The organism is Streptomyces sp. NPDC088810 (genome assembly GCF_044750305.1).
GTDB lineage: Bacteria > Actinomycetota > Actinomycetes > Streptomycetales > Streptomycetaceae > Streptomyces.
Genome location: NZ_JBIVJQ010000002.1, coordinates 805,293 through 829,304 on the forward strand (window position 1 = coordinate 805,293; position 24,012 = coordinate 829,304).

General features: G+C 73.9%; 23 protein-coding genes. 14 read left to right on the forward strand and 9 right to left on the reverse strand.

All coding sequences use genetic code 11. The annotated features are described in order from the left end of the window. The first annotated feature begins 3 nt into the window (after positions 1-3). The 3 genes from ACIP4Y_RS10155 (at position 4) to ACIP4Y_RS10165 (ending at position 2,649) form a co-directional block, all read left to right on the forward strand. Positions 4-1,527 (forward strand): FAD-dependent oxidoreductase, encoded by a 1,524-nt coding sequence (locus tag ACIP4Y_RS10155; protein ID WP_401390298.1) that lies wholly within the window; start codon positions 4-6, stop codon positions 1,525-1,527. 94 nt (positions 1,528-1,621) lie between these two features. Then, complete coding sequence (locus ACIP4Y_RS10160) at positions 1,622-2,449, forward strand: polysaccharide deacetylase family protein (RefSeq protein WP_401390301.1); 828 nt, start codon at positions 1,622-1,624, stop codon at positions 2,447-2,449. A 17-nt stretch (positions 2,450-2,466) separates the two neighbouring features. Continuing rightward, entirely contained in the window at positions 2,467-2,649 is a 183-nt protein-coding gene (locus ACIP4Y_RS10165; RefSeq protein WP_358647729.1) for a hypothetical protein, read from the forward strand. On the opposite strand, the gene ACIP4Y_RS10170 is transcribed toward ACIP4Y_RS10165, so the two are convergent. Both ACIP4Y_RS10170 and ACIP4Y_RS10175 read right to left on the reverse strand, forming a co-directional pair. Further along, entirely contained in the window at positions 2,641-3,312 is a 672-nt protein-coding gene (locus ACIP4Y_RS10170) for an ABC transporter (protein WP_401390305.1), read from the reverse strand. The genes ACIP4Y_RS10165 and ACIP4Y_RS10170 overlap by 9 nt on opposite strands. Further along, the gene (locus ACIP4Y_RS10175; protein ID WP_401390681.1) at positions 3,309-4,187 is read right to left on the reverse strand and encodes an ATP-binding cassette domain-containing protein; all 879 of its coding nucleotides are present in this window, start codon (positions 4,185-4,187) and stop codon (positions 3,309-3,311) included. The genes ACIP4Y_RS10170 and ACIP4Y_RS10175 overlap by 4 nt, the downstream gene beginning before the upstream one ends. 148 nt (positions 4,188-4,335) lie before the next feature. Between ACIP4Y_RS10175 and ACIP4Y_RS10180 the strand changes: the two genes are divergently transcribed. The 5 genes from ACIP4Y_RS10180 to ACIP4Y_RS10200 all read left to right on the forward strand — a co-directional run bounded on the left by ACIP4Y_RS10180 (position 4,336) and on the right by ACIP4Y_RS10200 (position 10,708). Beyond that, positions 4,336-5,055: an aminoacyl-tRNA hydrolase gene (locus ACIP4Y_RS10180; RefSeq protein WP_401390308.1), complete on the forward strand. Its 720-nt coding sequence runs from the start codon at positions 4,336-4,338 to the stop codon at positions 5,053-5,055. A gap of 120 nt (positions 5,056-5,175) precedes the next feature. Next, a complete protein-coding gene (locus ACIP4Y_RS10185; protein ID WP_401390311.1) occupies positions 5,176-6,486 on the forward strand; it encodes a DUF692 domain-containing protein in 1,311 nt (436 codons plus the stop codon). A gap of 749 nt (positions 6,487-7,235) precedes the next feature. Then, entirely contained in the window at positions 7,236-8,006 is a 771-nt protein-coding gene (locus ACIP4Y_RS10190) for a DUF4142 domain-containing protein (protein WP_401390313.1), read from the forward strand. 116 nt (positions 8,007-8,122) lie between these two features. After that, complete coding sequence (locus ACIP4Y_RS10195; protein WP_401390316.1) at positions 8,123-8,902, forward strand: TIGR04222 domain-containing membrane protein; 780 nt, start codon at positions 8,123-8,125, stop codon at positions 8,900-8,902. Positions 8,903-9,049: 147 nt separating this feature from the next. Further along, positions 9,050-10,708, forward strand: a complete 1,659-nt coding sequence (locus ACIP4Y_RS10200; protein WP_401390319.1) for an alpha/beta hydrolase — start codon at positions 9,050-9,052, stop codon at positions 10,706-10,708. Positions 10,709-10,720: 12 nt separating this feature from the next. Here ACIP4Y_RS10200 and hemQ read toward each other — a convergent pair whose 3' ends face one another. Both hemQ and hemG read right to left on the reverse strand, forming a co-directional pair. Further along, the gene (hemQ, locus tag ACIP4Y_RS10205) at positions 10,721-11,452 is read right to left on the reverse strand and encodes a hydrogen peroxide-dependent heme synthase (RefSeq protein WP_358647716.1); all 732 of its coding nucleotides are present in this window, start codon (positions 11,450-11,452) and stop codon (positions 10,721-10,723) included. Between the two features lie 5 nt (positions 11,453-11,457). Next, positions 11,458-12,912 carry a protoporphyrinogen oxidase gene (gene hemG / locus ACIP4Y_RS10210; RefSeq protein WP_401390323.1) on the reverse strand — a complete coding sequence of 485 codons (1,455 nt, stop codon included), beginning with the start codon at positions 12,910-12,912 and terminating at the stop codon, positions 11,458-11,460. A 158-nt stretch (positions 12,913-13,070) separates the two neighbouring features. On the opposite strand from hemG, the gene ACIP4Y_RS10215 reads away from it, so the two are divergent. Beyond that, a complete protein-coding gene (locus tag ACIP4Y_RS10215; protein ID WP_401390326.1) occupies positions 13,071-14,036 on the forward strand; it encodes a DUF4349 domain-containing protein in 966 nt (321 codons plus the stop codon). A gap of 27 nt (positions 14,037-14,063) precedes the next feature. Continuing rightward, the gene (locus ACIP4Y_RS10220) at positions 14,064-15,458 is read left to right on the forward strand and encodes an FAD-dependent oxidoreductase (protein WP_401390329.1); all 1,395 of its coding nucleotides are present in this window, start codon (positions 14,064-14,066) and stop codon (positions 15,456-15,458) included. Here ACIP4Y_RS10220 and ACIP4Y_RS10225 read toward each other — a convergent pair. Continuing rightward, complete coding sequence (locus tag ACIP4Y_RS10225; RefSeq protein WP_401390332.1) at positions 15,455-15,736, reverse strand: hypothetical protein; 282 nt, start codon at positions 15,734-15,736, stop codon at positions 15,455-15,457. The genes ACIP4Y_RS10220 and ACIP4Y_RS10225 overlap by 4 nt on opposite strands. A 92-nt stretch (positions 15,737-15,828) precedes the next feature. Between ACIP4Y_RS10225 and ACIP4Y_RS10230 the strand changes: the two genes are divergently transcribed. Further along, a complete protein-coding gene (locus ACIP4Y_RS10230; protein ID WP_401390334.1) occupies positions 15,829-16,653 on the forward strand; it encodes a rhomboid family intramembrane serine protease in 825 nt (274 codons plus the stop codon). Positions 16,654-16,666: 13 nt separating this feature from the next. Here ACIP4Y_RS10230 and hemE read toward each other — a convergent pair whose 3' ends face one another. Next, the gene (gene hemE / locus ACIP4Y_RS10235) at positions 16,667-17,725 is read right to left on the reverse strand and encodes a uroporphyrinogen decarboxylase (protein ID WP_358647704.1); all 1,059 of its coding nucleotides are present in this window, start codon (positions 17,723-17,725) and stop codon (positions 16,667-16,669) included. A gap of 163 nt (positions 17,726-17,888) precedes the next feature. Between hemE and ACIP4Y_RS10240 the strand changes: the two genes are divergently transcribed. From ACIP4Y_RS10240 to ACIP4Y_RS10250, 3 genes are all read left to right on the forward strand, one after another. After that, a complete protein-coding gene (locus ACIP4Y_RS10240) occupies positions 17,889-18,566 on the forward strand; it encodes a DUF3000 domain-containing protein (protein ID WP_401390337.1) in 678 nt (225 codons plus the stop codon). Between the two features lie 259 nt (positions 18,567-18,825). Beyond that, complete coding sequence (locus tag ACIP4Y_RS10245; protein ID WP_030777669.1) at positions 18,826-19,485, forward strand: response regulator transcription factor; 660 nt, start codon at positions 18,826-18,828, stop codon at positions 19,483-19,485. Between the two features lie 147 nt (positions 19,486-19,632). After that, positions 19,633-20,922 (forward strand): ribonuclease D, encoded by a 1,290-nt coding sequence (locus ACIP4Y_RS10250; RefSeq protein ID WP_401390340.1) that lies wholly within the window; start codon positions 19,633-19,635, stop codon positions 20,920-20,922. A gap of 17 nt (positions 20,923-20,939) precedes the next feature. Here ACIP4Y_RS10250 and ACIP4Y_RS10255 read toward each other — a convergent pair whose 3' ends face one another. Genes ACIP4Y_RS10255 through ACIP4Y_RS10265 form a run of 3 tightly spaced genes read right to left on the reverse strand, consistent with a single transcriptional unit; the run spans position 20,940 to position 23,946 of the window. Continuing rightward, the gene (locus ACIP4Y_RS10255) at positions 20,940-21,770 is read right to left on the reverse strand and encodes a carbohydrate ABC transporter permease (RefSeq protein WP_401390343.1); all 831 of its coding nucleotides are present in this window, start codon (positions 21,768-21,770) and stop codon (positions 20,940-20,942) included. After that, positions 21,767-22,630, reverse strand: a complete 864-nt coding sequence (locus ACIP4Y_RS10260) for a carbohydrate ABC transporter permease (RefSeq protein ID WP_401390346.1) — start codon at positions 22,628-22,630, stop codon at positions 21,767-21,769. Before ACIP4Y_RS10260 ends, ACIP4Y_RS10255 begins: the two co-directional genes overlap by 4 nt. After that, positions 22,630-23,946 (reverse strand): ABC transporter substrate-binding protein, encoded by a 1,317-nt coding sequence (locus ACIP4Y_RS10265; protein WP_401390349.1) that lies wholly within the window; start codon positions 23,944-23,946, stop codon positions 22,630-22,632. Before ACIP4Y_RS10265 ends, ACIP4Y_RS10260 begins: the two co-directional genes overlap by 1 nt. Positions 23,947-24,012 lie beyond the last annotated feature (66 nt).

Consider the following 24,012-nt stretch of genomic DNA (forward strand, 5'->3'; position numbering starts at 1 on the left):
GGCATGCGCGAACAGCGGAAGGTCACCGATTCGTACTGGCTGCAGACCGCCCCCGGACCGTCCCACCCCGCCCTGGACGGGGATCTCGCCGTGGACGTGGCCGTCGTCGGCGCGGGCATCGCGGGACTGAGCACCGCCCATGAACTGGCCCGGGCCGGGCGGCGGGTGGCGGTGCTGGAGGCCGGGCGGGCCGCGGCCGGCGTCACCGGCTACACCACCGCCAAGCTGACCGCCCAGCACACCCTGGTCTACGACCGGCTCCGGCGCACCCGGGGATCCGAGGGGGCGCGGCTGTACGCCCGTTCGCAGACCGAGGCGATCGAGCACGCGGCGGCGCTGGTGGCCGAGCTGGGCGTCGACTGCGAGTGGGAGACCAGGGACGCCTACACCTACGTCCGGGACCGGTCGCGGGTGGCCGAGGTGCGCGCGGAGGCGGACGCCGCCCGGGAGGCGGGGCTGCCGGCCTCCTTCACCACGGAGACCGGGCTGCCGTTCCCGGTGGCGGGCGCGGTGCGGGTGACCGGACAGGCGCAGTTCCACCCGGTCAAGTACCTGCGGGCGCTCACCGCCGACCTGCTCGCGCACGGCGGCCAGGTGTTCGAGCACACGCGGGTCACCGGCCTGACGGAGGGCGAGCCGTGCCGGCTCGCGACCGAGTCGGGCGCCACGGTGACCGCCCGGGACGTCGTGGTCGCCACGCACTATCCGGTGTTCGACCGGGCCCTGCTGTTCACCCGGCTCTCCCCGCGCCGGGAACTGGTGGTCGCCGGGCCGCTGGGCGACGGCCCGGACCCCCACGGCATGTACATCACGCCGGACGAGAACACCCGCTCGGTGCGTACGGCCCCCTACGGCCCGGACGGGCAGCGGCTGCTCGTGGTCACCGGGGAGCACTTCACACCCGGCACCGGCGATCCGCAGGCCGGCTTCGACCGGCTCGCCGGCTGGGCGGAGGTGCACTTCCCCGGGGTGACCCTGGACCACGCCTGGGCCACCCAGGACAACGAGTCCACCGACACCGTCCCGCTGGTCGGCCCCCTGCACCCGGGCGCCCGGCACACCTATGTCGTCACCGGCTTCGGCGGCTGGGGCCTGAGCGGCGGGATCATGGGCGGGCTGCTGCTGACCTCGCTGATCACCGGCCGGGACTGCGCGTGGCGGGAGCTGTACGACCCCCGCCGGCTGAAGTCGGTGGTGCGCGAGGCGCCGTCGCTGCTGAAGACGCAGGCCGAGGTGGCCCGGCACTTCGTCGGCGACCGGCTGAAGCCGCCTGCCTCGGTGGACGACCTGGCCCCGGGCGACGGCGCGGTGGTCCGCTCCGGCGCCGCACGGCTCGCGGTCCACCGCGACGAGGAGGGGGCCCTGCACGCCGTGTCGGCCCGCTGCACCCACCTCGGCTGCCTGGTCGCCTTCAACCGTGCCGAACGCGCCTGGGAGTGCCCCTGCCACGGCTCGCGCTTCGCCGTCGACGGCTCGGTGCTCCAGGGGCCGGCCGTCAAACCGCTGGAGCGGCGCGACCTTGAGTGACGGAACCCCGCAGCGCCGCCGCGCGGGTGACCGTACCGCCGTGTCGCGGGTCGAAATAATCACATAAACAGACAATCCGCTTTATGTTCGTCCCGTGATCCCACGAGTACGCTGCATCACCGTCTGCGTCCTGGGCGCGGCGCTCACCGCCTGCGGTACCGCGGGCGCCGGCCGCCCGGCCCCGGCCGCCTCCCCGTCCCCCGCCGGTCCGCCCGTGCTGGCGCCGGGTCCCGGCGGGCTGACCCCGGTCTTCGAGCACGGTCCGCGCACCCGGGGCAAGACGGTCGCGCTCACCTTCGACGCCGACATGACCGCCGACCAGGGCCCGCGCGCGGCCTCCGGCGAGCACTTCGACAACCCCGGTCTGATCGGCGCCCTGCGCACGCTGAAGGTGCCGGCGACCGTGTTCATGACCGGCCGGTGGGCCGACCAGTACCCGGCCGAGGCCCGCGACCTGGGCCACGACCCGCAGTTCGAGGTGGCCAACCACTCCTGGAGCCACTACGCCTTCACGGCCGACTGCTACGGCCTGCCGACCGTCGGCGCCGACGGGATGCGGGCCGACGTCCAGCGGGCGTACACCTCCCTGCGCACGGCGGGCGTGCCGAAGGCGATGCCGTACTTCCGCTTCCCGGGCGGCTGTTACGACCAGCGGGCGCTGCGCGCGCTGAGCGGGCTCGGGGTGACCGCGGTGCAGTGGGACGTGGTCAGCGGGGACGCGTTCGCGACGGACGCCGACGCGGTGGTCGCGCAGGTGCTCGACGGGGTGAAACCCGGGTCGGTGGTCGTCATGCACTGCACCCGCAGCGCCGCCCCGACCACCGAGCGGGTCGTGCGCACGGTCGTACCGGAACTGCGCAGGCGCGGCTACCGGTTCGTGAAGGTCTCCGAGCTGATCGGCCAGGCGGGCAAGGGCAGCTGACGTCCTACGCTGAAGGTATGAGCGACGAGGACTACTGCACGATCGTCGAGACGGTGAAGCCGGCGAAGGCCGATGGTCCGCCGTTCGCGGAGTGCGTGCTGTGCCGGGAGCCGACGGAGTACCCGGAGTCGTACAAGGGCATCACGCTGTGCCCGGTCTGCGAGTGGCAGGAGGCCCAGCGCACCGCCTGCTCAGGGTGAGCGGCGCCAGGCGAGCCGGGCGGTCGCGGCGAAAACGGCTGCCGTGAGCAGGGCCGCGCCCGCCAGCGGCAGCAGCGGCACCGGTGCCCGGCCGGTCTGCGAGCCGGTGACCAGGCCGCTGACCGCCGCCTGCGCCGGGGAACCGGCCAGCACCACCGCCAGCAGCGCGCCCAGCAGCATCGCCGGCACCGCGCGGCCGGTGGAGCGCAGCACCGGCCGGTTGGTGAGCGCGCCGACGGCCGCACCGAGCAGGGCGCAGGCGAGGGCGGCCGGCAGTCCCGCGGCGGCGGCCCGGAGCCGGGGTATGTGCACCCGGTGGCCGTTGCTCGCCGGGTCGCTGACCAGCGTCACCACCACGGTGGCCGCCACCCCGAGCAGCACGGCCACGAGCAGCGCGGTGAGCAGGCAGGCGAGGTGCGCCCGGACGGGGCCGCGGGCAGCGGCGACGCAGGCCCGGGCCGCCGGCGGCTCGCCGGTGACACAGATCCGTACCAGCCAGGCGGCCACCGGCAGCAGACCGGCGGCCGTGTAGCCGAGCGAGTCCAGCACGGGCTGGCCGCTCTGCACGCCGATGCCGAGGAACGCCACGTACAGGATCACCGGGGGCAGCCAGCGCTGGGAGCGCAGCAGCAGGTCGGCGTGGTAGCGCAGGAGCGCGGTCATGGGCGGCTTCCGGGGTCGGGGGACGGTGCACCGGCGGGCGGTTCGACGCGCACCACGTGCCAGGGCGGGCGGGCCGTGAGCAGGGCGCGCAGCAGGATGTCCGAGTGGGAGGCGGGGACGGCGAGCCGGTGGCTGCCGGGGGCGGTCTGCTCGGCGGAGACGGCGACCCGCACCGCGTCCGGCGGGAGGTTCCCGCCCGGCGCCCCCTGCACGGTGACGACCGTGACCGGCCCGGCCGGCGACGTCCGCTCGTCGGTACGGCGTTCCAGACGCCCGTCGATCACCGCGTGGACCGCGTCCGGCGCCCCGGCGAGCCGGCGCGGGTCGTGGTCCACGAACACCACGGCGCCCCCGGCGGCCGTCCGCTCGGTCACCGCCCGCTCCAGCTCGGCCCGCGCCGCCGCGTCGAGGCCGGTCCAGGCCTCGTCCAGCACCAGCAGCTCCGGGTCGCCGAGCAGGGCCTGGGCGACGGCGACCTTCTGGCTGCTGCCCTTGGACAGCCGCGCCATCGGCGTACCGGCGCAGGCGCCCGCCCCGAACCGCTCCAGCCAGGTGTCCGCGGCGCGTGCGGCGGTCTTCCGGTCGAGGCCGTGGACGGTACCGAGGTGGGTCAGGTAGCCGGCGGCCGTGAAGGGCAGGGCGGACGGGAACCGCTCCGGCACGTAGGCCGTGCGCGGCCGGCCGGTGATCCGGCCCTCGCTGGGCGCGTCGAGCCCGGCGAGCAGCCGCAGCAGGGTGGACTTCCCGGTGCCGTTCGCCCCTTCGATCCGGGTGAGGGTGCCGGGGGCGAGGACGAGGTCGACGCCTCGCAGCACCCAGGGGCCGCGGATGCCGTAGCGGCGGCCCACGGCGGTCAGGCACAGGTCATGGTGCATGGAGGCCATTCGGCACTCCCCCCTTCCGGTCCCCTCGGTCGATCAAGAGGGGTGAGCGTGGCCAGCGGTTCACCGGCGTCGCCGGAATTCTGCCGGGCGCGACCCGCGCGTTGATCGGTCCGCTCGCGGCTTCGTAGGCTGGGCTCCCGTGAGCCACGTTCCAGCCCCCACCGCCGACAGCCCCTTCCGGTCCGCAGCCGGTCCCCGCGACGAGGCACCCCAGTTCGTGCTGCCACTCGTCGTACGCATCGAGCGGAGCACCCCGCCGGCCCGCACCGACGCCCTGGAGACGGCCGCCCGGGCCGTCCTGACCCTGCTCGGCGACGAGCGGGCGCACGGCGACGGCGAGTGGGCCGAGGCGGTACGCGGCTGGGAGGACGCCCGCATCCGCAAGGTGGTCCGGCGGGCCCGCGGCGCCGAGTGGCGGCGCGCCGGGGCACTGCCCGGGATCACGGTGACCGGCACGTCCGCGGAGGTCCGCGTCTTCCCGCCGGTCCCCCTGGACGGCTGGCCCAAGGACCTGGCCAAGCTCCAGGTGTCGGGCACCGAACTGGACGACCCCGAGCCGCCCCTTCCCGCCGACCCGGCCGCCGGGCCGGTGCTCTGGCTCAACCCGGACCTGGAGATGTCGGCCGGCAAGGCGATGGCCCAGGCCGGCCACGGCGCCCAACTGGCCTGGTGGGGCCTGTCCCCCACGGCGCGCACCGCGTGGCGCGACACGGGCTACCCCCTCACCGTCCGCACGGCCTCCCCGGCGGACTGGCCCCGGCTCACCACCAGCGGCCTGCCGGTGGTACGGGACGCCGGCTTCACGGAGATCGCCCCGGGGTCCTGCACGGTCGTCGCCGATCACCCCGCGCTGCGCTAGGCGGTCTCCCGGAACCTCAAATGTTGCTCTGAACGCGTCAGGGAGGGGGTTCGGGGGCGGCCGACGGGGCCATACCTCCGTCACTCGGCGCAGGAGCGCGGGGCGAGGAGGGGGAACGGCATGCGGCGACTGGGGACCGGGATCGGATGGCGGCCGGAGATCGCGGACGCCGTGGAGGGGATGCCGGGCATCGACTGGGTGGAGGTCGTGGCGGAGAACGTCTGCCCCGGTCACCTCCCCGAGTCGCTGCGGCGGCTGCGCGAGCGCGGGGTGACGGTGGTCCCGCACGGTGTCTCCCTCGGCCTCGGCGGTGCCGACCGCCCCGACGAGGGGCGGCTGACGGCGCTCGCCGAGCGGGCGGAGGCCCTCGGCTCGCCGCTGGTGACCGAGCACATCGCCTTCGTCCGGGCGGGCGGGGCGCTCACCGCCTCCCCGCGTCTGGAGGCCGGCCATCTGCTGCCCGTGCCGCGCACCCGGGACGCCCTGGACGTGCTGTGCGAGAACGTCCGTATCGCCCAGGACGCGCTGCCGGTGCCGCTGGCCCTGGAGAACATCGCCGCGCTGTTCTCCTGGCCGGACGAGGAGCTGACCGAGGGGCAGTTCCTGTCCGAGCTGGTCGAGCGGACCGGCGTACGGCTGCTGATCGACGTGGCCAACCTGCACACCAACCACGTCAACCGGGGCGAGGACCCGGCCGAGGCGCTGGCCGCGCTGCCCCTGGAGGCGATCGCCTACGTCCACGTCGCGGGCGGCTTCGAGCGCGACGGCGTCTGGCACGACAGCCACGCCCACCCCGTGCCGCGCCCGGTGCTCGACATCCTGACCGGTCTCGCCGCCCGGGTCGCGCCGCCGGGCGTGCTCCTGGAGCGGGACGAGAACTTCCCCGGACCGGGCGAGCTGGAGCGGGAGCTGGACTCGATCCGGGAGGCCGTGACGGTCGGGCGCGCGGCGGAGAGCGCGGTGGGGGGTACGGCGGTGAAGGGGGCCGCGGCTGCCGGGGCCGGGGGTGTCGGGGTGCTGGCGCCGCCGGTGGCCGGGGCGCGCGAGCGGGTCGCGGTGGCCGAGACCGCCGTCCTGTCCGCCCTGGTGGCGGGGACGCCGGTGCCGGAGGGGTTCGACCGGGTGCGGATGGGGGTGCAGGCGCGGGCGCTCGCCGCCAAGCGGGCTGGGGTGGTGGCGAAGGTGGCGCCCGAGCTGCCGGTGATTCTGGGGGCCGGGTACCGGGAGGCGTTCCTGGAGTACGCGCGGCAGCGGCCGATGCGCGGGGGGTACCGGCAGGACGCGCTGGACTTCGCCGGGCATCTGCTGAAGCTGGGGCGGCCGGGGGACGCGGGCACCCTCCGGGAGTTGCGGGAGTGGTGGCTGGACCGATCGGGCCCGGCTCCCCGGAAGCGGGGGTTTGCCGACCGGGTGCTGCGGCGCCTGAGGTGAAGGGGCGGCGTGGCCGGAGCCGTCCGGGGGCATGGGTCCGGCGGCTCGCGCCGGGGAGCGCCTGCGCCGCCCGTGCCGCGCCGGCGGCACGCCTGACCGCGGACTTGCGCGGGTACGGTCACGGCCGACGGCACTTCGGTTCCCCGGGGGGCGCGGGGAACCGCGCGACCCGCCGCGACGCACCGGTGGGCGTCGACGGGAGCGCAGCCGCTCCCACGCACGCGAACGGCCGCCACCCGCCCACACCCGGAAGCCGGCGCCCGCTCCCGGCTCGCGCCGGGGGGCGCCTGCGCCGCCCGTGCCGCGCCGGCGGCACGCCTGACCGCGGACTTGCGCGGGTACGGTCACGGCCGACGGCACTTCGGTTCCCCGGGGGCGCGGGGAACCGCGCGACCGGCCGCGACGCACCGGTGGGCGACGACGCGACCGCAGCCGCTCCCACGCACGCGAACGGCCGCCACCCGCCCGCACCCGGAAGCCAGCGCCCGTGCCGGGCCGGCGGCACGCCTGACCGCGGACTTGCGCGGGCACGGTCACGGCCGACGGCACTTCGGTTCCCCGGGGGGCGCGGGGAACCGCGCGACCGGCCGCGACGCACCGGTGGGCGACGACGCGACCGCAGCCGCTCCCACGCACCGCGAACGGCCGCCACCCGCCCACACCCGGAAGCCGGCGCCCGCTCCCCAGTAATATGCCAACCCCGCACCCGTCCCCCAGGCACATCCCCGGCGTGCGGTGCAGGAGGCACCATGCGACCGCGTCCCCCGATCACCGGCCGAGGCATATTCAGCGGCACCGGTCTCGTCATCACCGCCCTGGCCGCCACGGCCGTCGCGCTGCTGGTCCCGCTCTGGTCGTACGCCGACCGGCAGGACCCGGCGAGCGCGAGCCTACTGAGCGCACAGACGGTGACGACGCCGTACGGCCCGCTGTCGGCGCAGGACCGGGACTTCGTCACCAAGGTCCGGCTGGCCGGGCTGTGGGAGCTGCCCGCCGGGGAGCTGGCACAGCGCAAGGGGACGACACCCGCCGTCCGCACGGCCGGACAGCACCTCGTCGACGGCCACACCTCCCTGGACGCGCACGTCCGCACGGTCGCCACCCAGCTCGGCCTGGCCCTGCCCAACGAGCCGAACACGCAGCAGAAACAGTGGCTCGCCACCCTGGACGCGGCCGAGGGCCAGGACTTCGACCGCCGGTTCGCGGGCCTGCTCCGGCTCGCGCACGGCCGGGTGTTCTCCCTGGTCGCGCAGGTCCGCGCCGGCACCCAGAACTCCCTGGTCCGCGATCTCGCCGACGACGCCAACGCGACGGTCCTGGACCACATCAAGGTCCTGGAGGCGACGGGGTACGTCGACTTCTCGGTGCTGGCCGAGGACCTGGCGGCCCCCGCGACCCCGGTGCCGACCCCGCCGGAGGTCGACCCCGGTGCCGCCGTACCGGTCACGCCGTCGCCGGGCGAGACGTACGCCCTGCCGCCCGCCGCCGCGAGCTCGCCGCCCGCGACGAGCAGCCCCTGACCGCCCCGGGTGGCCACTGACCAGCCCGGGAAACGGAACGTCACATACCCACAACAGTCCGTCCGGATGGTGAAAGGGCATGGCGTCCGCCCAGTCCCCTGGCATACAAACACGTCATGTTCTGGGTCCTACTCCTGCTCCTGGCCTGGGCTTTCGCCGGGTCCGCCTGCACCCGGCTGTGCCTGACCGCCGTCCGCGCGGCAGCCGTGGACGCGCGTGACGCGTCGGCGGACGCGGAGCGTGATCTCACGCTGTACGAGGCGGCCTTCCTCTCCGGCGGCCCCGCCCGGGTCGCCGACGTGACCCTGGTCTCCATGGCCCGCCAGCGCCGGCTGCTGCTCGCGCACACCGGCTGGGCCACGGTCGTGGACCCGCGCGGCCGCGACGAGATGGAGCAGTCCGTCATAGGGGCCATAGGGCCCGGGGGACAGTCGCGGATCGCGCCGGTACGGGCGCGGGCGGCCGGCGCGGAGGCCGTACGGCGGCTGGCGGACGGGCTGGTGCGCGCCGGTCTCGCGGTGCCCGAGGGCGCGGGCACGACCGTGGGGGCCGCCGTCCGCCGGGTGCGGGCCGCCGCACTGGCCGTGACCGTCCTGGGCGTGACCGCGCTGCTGCTGCCCATCGAGACCGGCACACCGCGCCCGCTGGTGGGCGCGTGGTTCGCCCTGCCCCTCACGCTGACGCTGAGCTGCCTGGCCATCGCCCGGTTCGAGGTGCACCCGTACTCGCGCTGGGCCTCCCCGGCCGGGCAGCGGCTGCTGGGCGCGCTGGCCGGCAGGCCGGCCGGTGACGAGCGGTCGTTCCTCACCTCCGTCGCCGTACGCGGCATCCGCGCGATCGGTGAGCCGGAGCTGCGCGCGGCCTTCACCCACCGCGACCAGCCCTGGCGGGAGTGAGGGCGGCTTCGGGGGGCGCACAGGGGGCATTGGCGCCGACACCGGCCGGGTGGTGCTTGCCTTCCCCCGCAGCCGGACGAAACATCCCTTGTGTTGTCGCCGGGCCGTGGCAGCCGTGCCATCGCCGCCGCACCGAAGGGATACGCGATGAAAGCTGCCGCCCTGTACTCGGCCGCCGGTTCCCTGCTCCTGACCACCCTGGCCGCGGCCCCGGCGGGCGGCGCGCCCGGCACCCCCGGCAGGCCGGCTGCCCCCGGCACGGCCGAGCTGCGCGGCACCGCGGTGGCCGTGGCCCGCGCCCGGGCGGACGGTGTCGACTTCGGTCCGTGCGCCGCCGCCGACCTGCCGGATCCGCCGGCCGGTGTGCGGTGCGCAACGGTGACGGTCCCGCTGGACTACGCCCATCCGGACGGCCGGCAGATCCGGCTGACCGTCAGCCGGGCCCCGGCCACCCAGAAGGACCCGCGCAACAGCAAGCGGAAGGTCCCCCGGCAGGGCGCCCTGGTCTACAACCCGGGCGGCCCCGGCGCCTCCGGCATGTACTTCCCGCTGATCGGCGCGGTCCCGGCATGGAAGCGGATCGCCGCCGCCTACGACCTGATCGGCTACGCCCCGCGCGGAGTGGGCCGTTCGGCACCGCTGTCCTGCGAGGACCCCGAGCGCTTCTTCAAGGCGCCCACCGCGTCCCCGGCGCATCCGTCGGAGGCCTACAAGCGGCAGCGGGTCGCCCAGGCGAAGGCGTACGCGCGCGGCTGCGTCCAGCGGTCCGGGAGCGCGATCCGGTTCTACAACTCGCTCAACAACGCCCGGGACCTGGACGTGCTGCGGGCCGCGCTGGGCGAGGACCGGCTGACCTTCATGGGGGCGTCGTACGGCACCTACTTCGGCGCGCTGTACGCGGCGATGTTCCCCTCGCACGTGCGGCGCATGGTGCTGGACTCGGCGGTGAACCCGGACCCGGAGAGGATCTGGTACCGCAGCAACCTGGACCAGTCGGCGGCGTTCGAGGAGCGCTGGGCGGACTTCCGGGACTGGATCGCCCGGCACCACGACGTGTACGGGCTCGGCGCCACGTCCGCGGCGGTGCAGCGCAGCTACGACACGGCGCGCGAGCGGCTGGCCGGGAAGGCGGCGGGCGGGAAGGTCGGCCCCGGCCAGTTGCAGAACGTGTTCCTGACGGCCGGGTACTACGACGACTTCTGGCCGAGCCGGGCCGAGGCCCTGTCGGCGTATCTGCACGGCGACCCGGGCCCGCTGGTCCGGCTGGCCGCGCCGAGCCCGGAGACGGCCGCGGTGGCGGAGAACGGCAGCGCGGTGTACACGGCCGTGGAGTGCAACGACGCGCCCTGGCCGACGGACTTCGCGGTGTGGGACCGCGACAACACCCGGCTCGCCCGGGTGGCGCCCTTCGAGACCTGGGACAACGCGTGGATGAACCTGCCGTGCGCCTACTGGCCGGTGCCCCGGCAGCAGCCGCTGGACGTGCGGACCGGGCCCGGTGAGCTGCCGCCGGTGCTGATCCTTGCGGCCGAGCGGGACGCCGCCGCGCCGTACCCGGGGGCCCTGGAGATGAGCCGGCGGCTGGCCGGCTCGGCGCTGGTGACCGAGCGGGACGCGGGCACGCACGGCGTCGGGGGCGGGCCCAACAAGTGCGTCAACGGGCACCTGGAGGCGTACCTGCTGGAGGGCCGCGTGCCGGCGCGGCACGCGTCGTGCGCGCCGCGCCCCGAGCCGGTCGCCTCCGGCGGTTCGGCCGGCAAAGAGGCTCAGCGGGACAGCCTCAGGGGCAAGGCCCGCCGGCGTTAGGCCGCCGGGCGCTCACGCCAGGCCCGCTACCAGTTCGCCGATGTCCTTGCGGCGGCCCGTGAAGAACGGGACCTCCTCGCGGACGTGCATCCGGGCCTCGGAGGCGCGCAGGTGGCGCATGAGGTCGACGATGCGGTACAGCTCGTCGGCCTCGAAGGCCAGGAGCCACTCGTAGTCGCCGAGGGAGAACGAGGCGACCGTGTTGGCGCGCACGTCGGGGTAGCCGCGGGCCATCTTGCCGTGGTCGGCGAGCATGCGGCGGCGGTCCTCGTCGGGCAGCAGGTACCAGTCGTAGGAGCGGACGAACGGGTAGACGCTCACGTAGTTCCGGGGCGTCTCGTCGGCGAGGAACGCCGGGATGTGCGAGCGGTTGAACTCCGCCGGGCGGTGCAGCGCCATGTTCGACCAGACCGGCTCCAGCGCGCGGCCGAGCTTCGTGCGGCGGAAGAGGTTGTACGCCTCCTGGAGCTGGTCGCTGGTCTCGGCGTGCCACCAGATCATCAGGTCGGCGTCGGCGCGCAGGCCGGAGACGTCGTAGGTGCCGCGGACCGTCACGTCCTTCGCGGCGAGCTGGTCGAACAGCTCCTGGACCTCGTCGGCGTATCCCGCGCGGTCCTCCGGCAGCACGTCCTTCAGCTTGAAGACCGACCAGAGGGTGTAGCGGATGACCTCGTTGAGGTCCTTGGCCAGCTTGCCCTTGTTCGGGATCCTGCCGGACTCGGTGGTGGGGGCGTCGTCACTCATGGTCCCTATTCTCCCGCTCCGCCGTGCAGGCTCTGCACCGGGTTGGCCGTCAGCTCCGCCACTCCGGCCGGATCGCCGGCCAGCTGGTCCACCGCGGCGTGGGCGCTCGCGATGCACGCGGGGATGCCGACGCCGTCGTACTGCGCGCCGCACACCGCGAGGCCCGGGAGCCCCGCGACCTGCTCCCGGATGCGGGCCACGCGCGCGTGGTGCCCGACGGGGTACTGGGGCAGGCCGTCGGTCCAGCGGGTGACCCGGGTCTCCAGCGGTACGGCGTCCAGGCCGGTGGCCTCCCGCAGTTCGTGCCGGGAGATCTCCACCAGGTCGGCGTCGTCCCGGCCGAGCACCTCGGTCTCGCCGTGGCGGCCCACGGAGGTGCGCAGCACCACCACGTCCGGGTTCTGCTCGGCGATCCAGGCCCACTTGTGGGAGGCGAAGGTGGAGGCCTTGATGGTGCGGCCGTCGACGGGTGGCACGAGGAAGCCGCTGCCCTCGGGCAGGCTCAGTCCGGTGCGCCGGTAGGCGAGGGTGACCAGGGCCATCGAGGCGTACTCGACGGCGGCCAGTTCGGCCGCGGCCCCCGGGGACTCGGCGCGCAGCAGCGCGGCGGCGGCCGGGGCGGGTACGGCGACGATCACGGCGTCGGCGTGCAGCACGCGCTCCCCGGCGGTGATCCGCCAGCCGCCGGCCGCCTCCCGGCGCAGTTCCCGCGCGGGTGTCCCGGTCAGGATCTCGCCGCCCCGCGCGCGCACGGACGCGGCGACCGCGAGCGGCAGCCGGCCGATGCCGCCGGCGATGCCCATGAAGACCGGCCCGGTCTGCTGCTGCGCGGCGGCCTTGGCCTGGATCTCCCGGACGCCCTCGGTGAGGGAGGCGTGGGCCCGTGCGGCCTGGAAGAGCTGCGGGACGGCCGAGCGCATCGAGATGCGGTAGGCGTCGCCCGCGTACACCCCGCCGAGCAGGGGTTCCACCAGCCGGTCGACGACCTCGCGGCCGAGCCGGGCCGCCACGTACTCACCCACGGCCACGTCGTCGCCGATCTCGGTGCGGGGCAGGTCGGCGTCGCGCTCGATGCGGGCCAGGCCCTCGTCGGAGAGGACGCCGCAGAGCGCGGCGGCGGTGCCGGGCACGCCCATCACATGGCCCTTGGGCATGGGCCGCAGGGCGCCCCGGGTCCAGATCGAGGCGGTCGCGGTGGCCGGCGGCTGGAGCGCCTCGCCCAGTCCCGCCTCGCGCGCGAGCGTCACCGCTTCCGGGCGGCGGGCGAGCATGGACTCGGCACCCAGGTCGACCCGCACGCCGGCGATCTCGCCGGGCAGCAGCTTGCCGCCGACCCGGTCGCCGGCCTCCAGCACGGTCACGCGCGCGCCGCGCCCCAGCAGCCGGTGCGCGGCGGCCAGCCCGGCGATGCCGGCCCCGATCACGACGACGTGCCCCAAGCCCCTGCCCGTTGTGCTCATGTCCCCCACTCTCTCAGACCCCACCGACACCGCCGCCGGGCCCGGTGTCCGGTACGAGTCCGGACCGTGACCGCATCGGAACCGGCGCCGTCAAACGTTCCCGACCGCCCCGCCGTCGAAGGACCGTCACAGACCGCAGCCCTCGGGGGGTACCGCCCATGCGCACACCACACACCGCACCTCGCCTTCGGACCCTGGCCGGGGTCCTGCTCGCCGCCTCCCTCGCGCTCGCCGGGTGCAGCGGCGCGGACGACGCGAGCGGCGGCTCCGCGAAGGCCGCCTCCGGCAGCAGGGCCGAGCAGGCCGGCGCCCCCGGCGGCACGACGGACCGCGGGAGCGGGAAGACCCCGCACGCGACGCCCGTGCCGGCCCCGGGCTCGATCATCCGCACCGCGTCCCTCACGCTGGAGGTCGAGGACGTGCCCAAGGCCCTGGCGGCCGCCCGCACGACCGCCGAGGAGGCCGGCGGCTTCGTCGGCGACGAGACGACGAGCCGGGACGCCGGCGGCCACGAGCACACCCGGGTGGTGTTGCGCGTGCCCACCGAGCGGTACGACGAGGTCCTCACCGGTTTGCAGGGCACGGGCCGGCTGGTCGGCCGCACGGCCAAGGCGGTCGACGTCAGCGACCAGGTCGTGGACGTGGACAGCCGGATCAAGTCGCAGCGGGCCAGCGTGGGCCGGATCCGTGCGCTGATGGACAAGGCGACCAAGCTGAGCGACGTCGTCGCGCTGGAGGGCGAGCTGAGCAGCCGTCAGGCCGACCTGGAGGCGCTGCTGGCCCGGCAGGCCTCCCTGAAGGACCGCACCAGCCTGGCCACCGTCACCCTGTCGCTGTCGCGGACCCCGGTGAAGCAGGCGTCCGGTGACGACACGCCGGGCTTCACGGACGCGCTGGCGGGCGGCTGGCACGTGTTCGTCGGCATGCTGCGCTGGATCGCCCTCGCGCTCGGTGCCGCCCTGCCGTTCGCGGCCCTCGCCGTGCTCCTGGCGCTGCTGTGGCTGCGGGTCGTACGGCCCCGGCTGCCGCGCCGCGCGGAGCCCGTGACCGCGATGAGCGCGCTCGGCCCGCTGCCGTCGGCGCGCCCGGCGCCGGATGCCGCCGAGGAGGCCGGGCGGGACTGAAATCCCCGCGCCCCGTAGCGTGTTCCCATGAGCATGAGCGAGGGGCGGGACGGCAGGGAACGGCTGGTCGTGATCGGCGGCGACGCCGCGGGCATGTCCGCGGCGTCGCAGGCACGGCGGCTCAAGGGCCCCGAGGAGCTGGAGATCGTGGCCTTCGAGCGCGGCCACTTCACCTCCTTCTCGGCGTGCGGCATCCCGTACTGGGTGGGCGGCGAGGTCCCCGAACGGGACCGGCTGATCGCCCGGACACCCGGGGAGCACCGCGCGCGCGGGATCGATCTGCGGCTGCGCACCGAGGTCACGGAGATCGACGTGGCGGGGCAGCGGGTACGCGCGCGTGACGTCGATTCCGGCGCCGAGTCCTGGACGCCGTACGACAAGCTCGTCATCGCCACCGGCGCCCGCCCGGTCCGCCCGGACCTGCCCGGCGCGGACGCCCCCGGCGTGCACGGCGTGCAGACCCTCGACGACGGCCAGGCCCTGCTGGACACGCTGGCCGGCACGCGCGGCCGCAGGGCGGTGGTCGTGGGGGCGGGCTACATCGGCGTGGAGATGGCCGAGGCGCTGATCAACCGGGGCTTCGCGGTGACGGTCGTCAACCGCGGCCGGGAGCCCATGTCGACGCTCGATCCGGACATGGGCCGGATGGTGCACCGGGCCATGGAGGGCCTCGGCATCACCATGGTGAACGACGCCGAGGTCACCAAGGTCCTCACCGGTGAGGACGGCCGGGTCCGCGCGGTGGCCACCGAGGACGCCGAGTACCCGGCGGACGTGGTGATCCTGGGCATCGGCGTCCGCCCGGAGACCGCCCTGGCCCGGGCGGCCGGGCTGCCGCTCGGCACCCACGGCGGCCTGCTCACCGACCTGGCGATGCGGGTGCGCGGGCACGAGAACATCTGGGCGGGCGGCGACTGCGTGGAGGTGCTCGACCTGGTCTCCGGACAGGAGCAGTACGTCCCGCTCGGCACCCACGCCAACAAGCACGGCCAGGTCATCGGCACCAACGCCGGCGGCGGCTACGCCACCTTCCCCGGTGTCGTGGGCACCGCGGTCAGCAAGGTCTGCGACCTGGAGATCGCCCGCACCGGCCTGCGCGAGAAGGACGCCCGCCGGGTCGGCCTGCGCTTCGAGGCGGTCACGATCGAGTCGACCAGCCGGGCCGGCTACTACCCCGGTGCCGCCCCCATGACGGTCAAGATGCTCGCCGAGTCCCGCACCGGCCGGCTGCTGGGCGTGCAGATCGTCGGCAGGGAGGGCGCGGCGAAGCGGGTCGACATCGCGGCGGTCGCGCTCACCGCCCAGATGACGGTGGAGCAGATGACGGCCCTGGACCTGGGCTACGCCCCGCCGTTCTCACCGGTGTGGGACCCGGTACTGGTGGCGGCGAGAAAGGCGGCGGCGAAGGTACGGGCCGCCTAGGCGGTCCCGCTGATCCGCGGCAGCGACGTCACCCCGGAGGAGACGGCGGCCGGCTGCTCACCGGAGGGCTTCGCGTGGGAAGCGGACGGCCGGGCGGACCGCAGCCGGTAACTCACCGCCTCGTCCAGCGTCACCGGCCGCTTCATCTGCGAAGCGAGCCGCCCGGCCTCCTGGCCGAGCCGCGCCACGTCCTCCCAGGGAAGCCGTACCACCAGAGACAGCTCGGCCTCGCCGTCGGGCAGAGCGTGCATCGCCGAAACCTGCGGAGCGTTCGTCATCGCCTGATCCTCACGTCGGTTGAGGACAGATACGCACGCCCGCCCGGCCGCGTTCACCGATTCGCGGGCCCGATCGCGGGCACTACTCCTGTGTGGTCATCCCCGTTCATGACGTGAACCCGGTGCGCCGCACCCCCTGGGTGACGTACGCCTTGATCGCCGCCAACGTGCTGGTCTTCCTCACCATGCCCGGCACGGCCGGTGCCGTGGCCGGCGGGGGCAGGCTGGCCCAACTGTGCGACGTGCAGGCCTTCATGGACCACTACGCGGCGGTCCCCCGGGAGCTGATCCACCATCAGATGCCCCGGCTCGTCCCCACCGGGGACGTCGGCGTGGGCCCGCACGGCCCGGGCTGTGTCGTGGCACCGCCCGCCTACGACAAGTCCCCGGCGCTGTCGGTGTTCACGGCGATGTTCCTGCACGGCGGCTGGCTGCACCTGCTGGGCAACATGCTCTTCCTGCTGATCTTCGGCAACAACGTCGAGGACCGGATGGGTCACATCCGCTACTTCCTCTTCTACGTCGTCTGCGGCTACGCGGCCGGCTACGGCTTCGCGCTGCTCAACGCCTCGTCCTCCGACCCCCTGATCGGCGCGTCCGGCGCGATCGCCGGCGTCCTCGGCGCCTATCTGGTGCTGTACCCGAAGGCCAGGGTGTGGGTGCTGGTGCCGTTCCTGGTCTTCCTGCCGCTGCGGCTGCCCGCCTGGCTGGTGCTGGGCTTCTGGTTCGGGCTCCAGGCGGTGTACTCGTCCGGGCACGGGGTGTCCGGCGCCGGCACGGTGGCGTACGCGGCGCACGTGGTCGGCTTCGTGGCGGGCATGCTGCTCGCCTGGCCGCTCAAGCCCGGCACGCCTCCCCCGCCGGAGCCGCCCGGCCTGCTGTTCGGCAGGCGCGCGCGGCCCCACTACTCCTGGTGAGCCGGCCGGTGGCTCAGCGCGCGGTGGCGGTGTGGACGTACTCCACGAGCCGGGTCAGCGCGTCCGGGTCGGTGTTCGGCATGACGCCGTGGCCGAGGTTGAAGACGTGGCCCTCCAGGCCGGCGGCGGCGTCGAGCACCTCGCGGGCCTTGGCGGCGACGGTGTCCTTGTCGGTGAACAGGACGGTCGGGTCCAGGTTGCCCTGGAGCGCCTTGCCGGGACCGACGCGGCGGGCGGCCTCGTCCAGGGGGACGCGCCAGTCGACACCGACGACGTCCGCGCCGGCCTCGCCCATGAGCTTCAGCAGCTCGCCGGTGCCGACGCCGAAGTGGATGCGCGGGACGCCGTACCCGGCGACGGCGTCGAAGACCTTCGCGGAGGCCGGCATGACCGACGCCCGGTAGTCGGCGGGGGCCAGTGCGCCGGCCCAGGAGTCGAAGAGCTGAACGGCGCTCGCGCCGGCCTCGATCTGGACCTTCAGGAAGGCGGCCGTGATGGTGGCGAGCCGGTCCAGCAGGTCGGCCCACAGCTCGGGGTCGCCGTACATCATCGCCTTGGCGTTCTCGTACGTGCGCGAGGGACCGCCCTCGACCAGGTAACTCGCGAGGGTGAAAGGCGCGCCGGCGAATCCGATGAGCGGGGTGGCACCCAGTTCGCGGGTGAGCAGGCCGATGGCCTCGGTGACGTAGGGGACGTCCTCGGGGGTGAGGTCGCGCAGCCGGGCCAGGTCGGCGCGGGTGCGGATCGGCTGCTCGACGACCGGGCCGACGCCGGGCTTGATGTCGAGGTCGAGGCCGATGGCCTTCAGCGGGACGACGATGTCGCTGAAGAAGATCGCCGCGTCCACGTCGTGCCGGCGCACCGGCTGCAGGGTGATCTCGGTGACCAGCTCGGGCCGCATGCAGGACTCGAGCATCGGGACGCCCTCGCGCACCTTGCGGTACTCGGGCAGGGAGCGGCCGGCCTGGCGCATGAACCACACGGGGGTGTGCGGCACGGGCTCGCGCCTGCACGCCCTGAGGAAGGCGCTGTCGTACGTCGCTGTCGGCTGCGGGGTGTCATTGGCGGTCACGAGGCAAGTTTCGCATGCCGCCGGATCGGCGCTCGACGCCCCGGCGGTGCCACCGCCCGCGGCGGCGCAGCGCGGCCCGCGGCCCCCCGTGGCGCCCATGGCCCCCATGTCATAGGGGTGTCTTGCCCTGCACGACGCCTCGCTTCCCCTTACTCTTCCCCGCATGGCTGCGGCTCACGGACGAAGGTCGGACAGCGCTGATGGAGCGGGCGAAGTGAAGGACACCGAGGAGGCGGACGGGCACTCCGGTGTCCCGGGTCCGCCGGCTTTCCGCAGCGCGGTGGAGGCCCTGCGCGGCAGCCGGCTGCGGCCCCAGGTCGAGGTGGAGCCGACGCCCGCCCCGCAGCGGCTCGCGCCGTACGCGTACGCGCTGGAGGCGGTGGTGGTCGACGGCGACCAGGAACTGGCCGACGGGCGGCTGGTGCTGCTGCACGACCCGGCCGGGCACGAGGCATGGCGGGGCACGTTCCGGCTGGTGACGCTGGTGCGGGCGGAGCTGGAGCCGGAGATGGCGGCGGATCCGCTGCTGCCCGAGGTGTGCTGGTCGTGGCTGACCGGGGCGCTGACGGCGCGCGGGCTGGGCTACGGCGAGCCGAGCGGCACGATCACGCGCGCCGGCTCGCACTACTTCGGCGGTCTCGCCGAGCGGCCGGCCGCCTCGCAGATCGAGATCCGGGCCTCCTGGACGCCCCGCGAGGGTCTGGGCGGGGTGCCGGACACCGCCGCGCACCTGGCCGCGTGGTGCGACCTGCTGGCGCAGGTCGCGGGGCTGCCGCCGGCCGGGCCGGGGGACGCGTCGGTGGTGAGCCTGCCGCAGCGCCGGGGTCCGCAGTCCCAATGAGCGGTCGCTGCGAAACGCCCGATTGACCATCTCTTTGTCGATACGGCCACTTTCCGCACTCGAATCGCACCCGCTCGAACCGACTCGATCTTCGGATGATCGATCGCGTGTCCGAATTGCACAGATTGTTACTCACTAGATCGTGATCATTCTCTAAAGGCGGACGAGTTTGCTGCCGAAGACGACTGTGACCTTGAAAGCACGGTTCGTCCCGGCTTCATCCCCACAAGCCGGCCCCGTCCCCCACCCAGGAGGCCTGGTGTCCGTTCTCCTTGAGCAACCCGCAAGCCTGGTCGCCTACCGCCCGAACAAGCCGACCGCCATGGTGGTCGTGGCCGACCCGCGCGTCCGCTCCACCGTCACCCGCCACTTGTGGGCGCTCGGGGTGCGCGATGTCATCGAGGCCTCGTCCATCGCGGAGGCTCGTCCCCGCATCGGCAACCCGCGCGACATCTGTGTCGCCGACGTCCACCTCCCCGACGGCTCCGGCCTCACCCTGCTGTCCGAGACCCGCGCCGCGGGCTGGCCCAACGGACTCGCGCTCTCCGCCGCCGACGACATCGGCGCGGTCCGCAACGCGCTGGCCGGCGGCGTCAAGGGCTACGTCGTCACCGGCACCCGCACCAACATCGGGCTCCCCACCCGACCCGGTGCCGCTCCCCTCGGCGCCGCCGCCCGTATGCACCGCCGCCCCCCGGGTGCCCCGAGCCACCCGGGCGGCTACCGGGAGCTGTCCGGACGCGAGGTCGAGGTGCTGCGGCTGGTCGCGGAGGGCCAGTCGAACAAGGCGATCGGCGTGTCCATGGGCCTGTCCGCCCTCACCGTGAAGAGCCACCTCGCCCGCATCGCCCGCAAGCTCGGCACGGGCGACCGGGCCGGCATGGTGGCCGTTGCCCTGCGTACGGGGATCATCCACTGAGCCCAGCCGCTACCCCCTTCGGCGGAACCCGCCGTTCACTCCGGTGAACCGGACCGTGCCCCTGACTGACTGGTTTACGACCCTGGCGCGCCCGTCGACGGAACGTTCCGTCGACGGGCGCCGTCCACACACGGATACCCTTGACAGGTGACCGACGCCCAAGACACCGCAGCAGACAGCTCCCTGCGCACCACCGGAGGCACCCCTCCGGACGACGCCGGATCTTCTGTGACGGGGGCGCCGACTCCTTTGCTCGAACCGCGCGAGGGCATTCCGCCCGTGATCGCCGACGAGGCGGCCCTCGCGCAGGTGATCGCCGCCTTCGCCGCCGGCTCCGGCCCGGTCGCCGTGGACGCCGAGCGCGCCTCCGGCTACCGCTACGGCCAGCGCGCGTACCTGGTGCAGCTGCGCCGTGAGGGCGCCGGCACCGCGCTGATCGACCCGGTCGCCTGCCCCGACCTGTCCGGACTCGGCGAGGCCCTGTCCGGCGTCGAGTGGGTGCTGCACGCGGCCACCCAGGACCTGCCCTGCCTGCGCGAGATAGGCATGGTTCCGAGCCGCCTGTTCGACACCGAGCTGGCCGGCCGGCTCGCCGGGTTCCCCCGGGTCGGCCTCGGCGCCATGGTGGAGGGTGTCCTCGGCTTCGTCCTGGAGAAGGGCCACTCCGCCGTCGACTGGTCGACCCGGCCGCTGCCCGAGCCCTGGCTGCGGTACGCGGCGCTCGACGTCGAGCTGCTCGTCGATCTGCGGGACGCCCTGGAGAAGGAGCTGGACCGGCAGGGCAAGCTGGAGTGGGCGCTCCAGGAGTTCGACGCGATCGCGTCCGCCCCGCCGGCCGAGCCCCGGAAGGACCCGTGGCGCCGCACGTCCGGCATGCACAAGGTGCGGCGGCGCCGGCAGCTCGCCGTGGTGCGCGAGCTGTGGCAGACGCGGGACCGGATCGCACAGCGCCGGGACGTGTCGCCGGGGAAGGTGCTGAGCGACGCGGCCATCGTGGAGGCGGCGCTGGCCCTGCCGGGCACCGTCCACGCCCTCGCCGCGCTGGGCGGCTTCGGGCACCGGATGGGGCGGCGGCAGCTGGAGCAGTGGCAGGCCGCCGTCGACCGCGCCAAGGCCCTTCCCGACAGCGCGTTGCCGCAGCCCGGGCAGCCGGTGACCGGTCCGCCGCCGCCCCGGGCCTGGACCGACAAGGATCCGGCCGCCGCGGCTCGGCTGTCCGCCGCCCGGACGGGGGTGTCCGCCCTCGCCGAGCGGCTGAACATGCCCCAGGAGAACGTGATCTCCCCGGACACCGTGCGGCGGATCTGCTGGGAGCCGCCGAAGGTGGTCGACGCCGCGTCCGTGGAGCGTGCGCTCGCGGGGTACGGCGCGCGGCCGTGGCAGGTGGAGCTGGTCACGCCGGTGCTGGTGGATGCGCTGGCGGTGAAGGGCGCCTAGGCGCGGCGGAGCATGCCTCACCTGGTCGCTCCCCGCATGAAGCCGTTGTAGACGAACCGCTGGAGGGCGAGGAAGACGACCAGGGTGGGCAGGATCACCAGGACCGTGCCCGCCGAGATGATCTCCCAGTGGGCGCCGTAGGGGCCGCGGAAGCGGAACAGGGACGTCGAGATCACGCCAAGATCCTGGGAGGGCATGTAGAGGAAGGGGATGTAGAAGTCGTTGTAGACGGCGATCCCCTTCACGATCACCACCGTGGCGATCGCCGGTTTCAGCAGCGGCAGGATGATCCGGCGGTAGACGGTGAACGCGTTCGCGCCGTCCAGCCGGGCCGCCTCGTCCAGGGAGACCGGGATCGAGCGGATGAACTGCAGGAAGATGTAGATCGAGACGATGTCCGTGCCCATGTAGAGCACGATCGGCGCCCAGCGGGTGTCGAAGAGGCCGAAGCCCGTCACGATCTGGAAGGTGGCCACCTGGGTGGTCACCCCGGGGACCAGCGCGGCCAGCAGGAACAGGGCCACCACCGGCTTCTTGAAGCGGAAGGTGAAGCGGTCGATGGCGTAGGCCGTCATCGAGCCGATCAGGACCGTGCCGCCGATGGCGAACACCACGATGAAGAGGGTGTTGCCGAAGGCCCGGAGCATCCGGCCGTCCTGGAAGGCGGTCACGTAGTTGTGCAGGTTCAGCAGGTCGTCGGGCGGGGTGAGGGCTCCGCTGCCGTCCGTCATCTCCCGGGAGGACTTCAGGGAGGTGAGCAGGACGACGGCCAGCGGGAGCAGGACCACGAGCGTGGCGGCGACCAGGCTCGTGTAGACCAGGACGCGGGCGGCGGTGCGGCGGGTCATACGAGGTCCACCCGCTCGTCGGGGACGAGCCGGCGCTGCAGCCAGGTCACCACCAGGACGATCAGCAGCAGGACCACGGCGGCCGCCGAGGCGAGGCCGGTCTTGTTGTACTGGAAGGCCAGCTTCACCGTCTGGGTCACGAAGGTCTCGGTGCCGGTCGCGCCGCCGGTCATGATGTACGGCACCTCGAAGACCGACAGGGAGCCCGAGACGGAGAGGACGACCGTGAGGGTGACGACCGGTTTGATGCCGGGGGCGATGATGTGGCGGAACTGCTGCCAGCGATTGGCGCCGTCCAGCTCGGCCGCCTCGTACAGCTCGCCGGGGATGGACTGGATCGCGCCGAGGAAGAGGACGAAGTTCAGGCCCAGGTAGCGCCACACCGAGACGCCGGCCAGCGAGGTGTTCGCCGAGAACGGGGTGCCCAGCCAGGCGTGGTCGGTGTGCACGCCGAACAGGCCGAGCACGGTGTCGAGGGTGCCGCCGTCCTGGAAGAAGTAGAGGAAGACGAAGCCGATCGCCACGCCGTTGATCAGGGACGGGAAGAACAGGACGCCCTTGAAGAAGTTCCGGAAGCGGACCTTGAAGCTGAGGACCGTCGCGAAGTAGAGCGCGGCGACGATCTGCAGGGCGGAGGCGGCCAGGTAGTAGCCGCTGACGAAGAAGACCTCGAAGAGATCCCGCCGGGTGAAGATCTCCGTGTAGTTGTGGGCGCCGGTGTAGTGCAGTTCGGGGCTGACGCCGTCCCAGTCGGTGAAGCTGTACGCGACCATGTTGACGATCGGCGCGTAGGTGAACGTGATCAGGAGGGCGAGCGGGACGAGCAGGAACAGCCAGGGGGTGAGGGTGCGCCACCGCATCAGGACCCCACCCTCTTCGCCGTCCCGGTCCACTTCTCGCCGAGGTCGTCCAGGAAGCCGTCGAGGCTGCCGCCGCGCGCGCCGCGCGCGAGGTCGACCAGCTTCTGGCGGTAGTCGGGGGCGTTGATGCCGACCTCGGACTCGGAGTCGATCTGCTTGACCTCGGCGCCGGCCGTGTCGTCCAGCTCGATCAGCTTCACGCCCGCGTCCTCGTACGGCTTGAGGACGCTCGGCAGGGGTGCGGCCCTGAGCGGGGAGATGGCCAGGTTGTCCTTGTCGTAGCCCGACTTGTCGGTGAACCAGTCGATCCAGGCGCGGGCCGCGTCCTTGTGCGGGGAGTGCACGTTGACGGCCTGGTTGTAGTCGGGGCCGACCACCGCGCAGAACGTGCCGCCCACCTGGGCCGGGAAGGGCATGAAGCCGATGTCGTCGGGGTTCTGGCCGGCCTTCTTCGCCGCGTCCCGGAACTGGATGACCGCCCAGGTGCCGAGCCACTCGGTGGCGATCTCGCCCTTCGCCAGCCGTCCCTTGGACGCTTCCCAGTTGGTGGTGGTCGGGTCCTTCTCGGCCAGCCCCCGGTGGACGATGTCGTACAGGAGGGTGTCACCGACGCGCAGATCGGCGCCCTCGGCCCACGGGTTGCCCTCGGCGAGCTTCGTGGTGGCCCCGGTGTCGCAGTGCACCGAACCGTTGACGAAGGTCCAGGAGGTCAGCGGCCAGCCGGCGGCGAAGTTGGTGTAGTAGGGGACGGCGCCGGTCTTCTGCTTGACCGCCTTCAGGGCGGTGAGGAACTCGGCGGGCGTGGCGGGCCACCGGGTGATCCCGGCCTGCTTCCAGACGCGCTTGTTGTAGACGAAGCCGGGAGTCACGCCGATCGGGCTCTGGCCGTACACCTTGCCGCCGACGGCGGTGAAGTCGGTGAACCGGTACTTCTTCGCGCGCTCCGCCCGGGTGCCGAGCGAGGCGAAGAACCTCGGGTAGTCGCTCTTCTTGAAGACGCCGGGGATCATCAGGACGTCACCGTAGTTCTCGGTGTTCATCCGGATCTTGACCTCGGACTCGTAGTTGGCGAGGGCCTGGAACTTCACCTTCACCTTCGGGTACGTCCGGTTGAACGCGGCCGCGTACCGGTCCATCGTGCCGTCCTGCACGAGGTCGGTGCGCTGGGTGAGGACCGTGATGGTCCCGCTCACCCGGGCCGGGTCGGTGGGCGCCTCGGCGTCGGCGCCCCGGGTGGAACCCCCGGTACCGGTGCAGCCCGCGAGCAGCAGGACAGCGGCTCCGAGGGCCGTGGTGAGGGTCGTTCGGCGGTTCATGTGCATCAGCTCCGTTCGCGAAGTGACGGACGAGCACGTGCGGGGTTGGCTGGTTCGGCACTCTGA

Excerpts from the sequence above, each read along its gene's own strand:
- ACIP4Y_RS10155 (WP_401390298.1), top strand. The coding sequence starts at position 4 with ATGCGCGAACAGCGGAAGGTCACCGATTCGTACTGGCTGCAGACCGCC.
- ACIP4Y_RS10225 (WP_401390332.1), bottom strand. The coding sequence starts at position 15,736 with ATGACGAACGCTCCGCAGGTTTCGGCGATGCACGCTCTGCCCGACGGC.
- ACIP4Y_RS10260 (WP_401390346.1), bottom strand. The coding sequence starts at position 22,630 with ATGCGGTGGCGCACCCTCACCCCCTGGCTGTTCCTGCTCGTCCCGCTC.
- ACIP4Y_RS10200 (WP_401390319.1), top strand. The coding sequence starts at position 9,050 with ATGAAAGCTGCCGCCCTGTACTCGGCCGCCGGTTCCCTGCTCCTGACC.
- ACIP4Y_RS10170 (WP_401390305.1), bottom strand. The coding sequence starts at position 3,312 with ATGACCGCGCTCCTGCGCTACCACGCCGACCTGCTGCTGCGCTCCCAG.
- hemQ (WP_358647716.1), bottom strand. The coding sequence starts at position 11,452 with ATGAGTGACGACGCCCCCACCACCGAGTCCGGCAGGATCCCGAACAAG.
- ACIP4Y_RS10185 (WP_401390311.1), top strand. The coding sequence starts at position 5,176 with ATGCGGCGACTGGGGACCGGGATCGGATGGCGGCCGGAGATCGCGGAC.
- ACIP4Y_RS10220 (WP_401390329.1), top strand. The coding sequence starts at position 14,064 with ATGAGCATGAGCGAGGGGCGGGACGGCAGGGAACGGCTGGTCGTGATC.
- hemG (WP_401390323.1), bottom strand. The coding sequence starts at position 12,912 with ATGAGCACAACGGGCAGGGGCTTGGGGCACGTCGTCGTGATCGGGGCC.
- ACIP4Y_RS10165 (WP_358647729.1), top strand. The coding sequence starts at position 2,467 with ATGAGCGACGAGGACTACTGCACGATCGTCGAGACGGTGAAGCCGGCG.
- ACIP4Y_RS10195 (WP_401390316.1), top strand. The coding sequence starts at position 8,123 with ATGTTCTGGGTCCTACTCCTGCTCCTGGCCTGGGCTTTCGCCGGGTCC.
- ACIP4Y_RS10215 (WP_401390326.1), top strand. The coding sequence starts at position 13,071 with ATGCGCACACCACACACCGCACCTCGCCTTCGGACCCTGGCCGGGGTC.
- ACIP4Y_RS10265 (WP_401390349.1), bottom strand. The coding sequence starts at position 23,946 with ATGAACCGCCGAACGACCCTCACCACGGCCCTCGGAGCCGCTGTCCTG.
- ACIP4Y_RS10190 (WP_401390313.1), top strand. The coding sequence starts at position 7,236 with ATGCGACCGCGTCCCCCGATCACCGGCCGAGGCATATTCAGCGGCACC.
- ACIP4Y_RS10175 (WP_401390681.1), bottom strand. The coding sequence starts at position 4,187 with ATGCACCATGACCTGTGCCTGACCGCCGTGGGCCGCCGCTACGGCATC.
- ACIP4Y_RS10240 (WP_401390337.1), top strand. The coding sequence starts at position 17,889 with ATGGCTGCGGCTCACGGACGAAGGTCGGACAGCGCTGATGGAGCGGGC.
- ACIP4Y_RS10255 (WP_401390343.1), bottom strand. The coding sequence starts at position 21,770 with ATGACCCGCCGCACCGCCGCCCGCGTCCTGGTCTACACGAGCCTGGTC.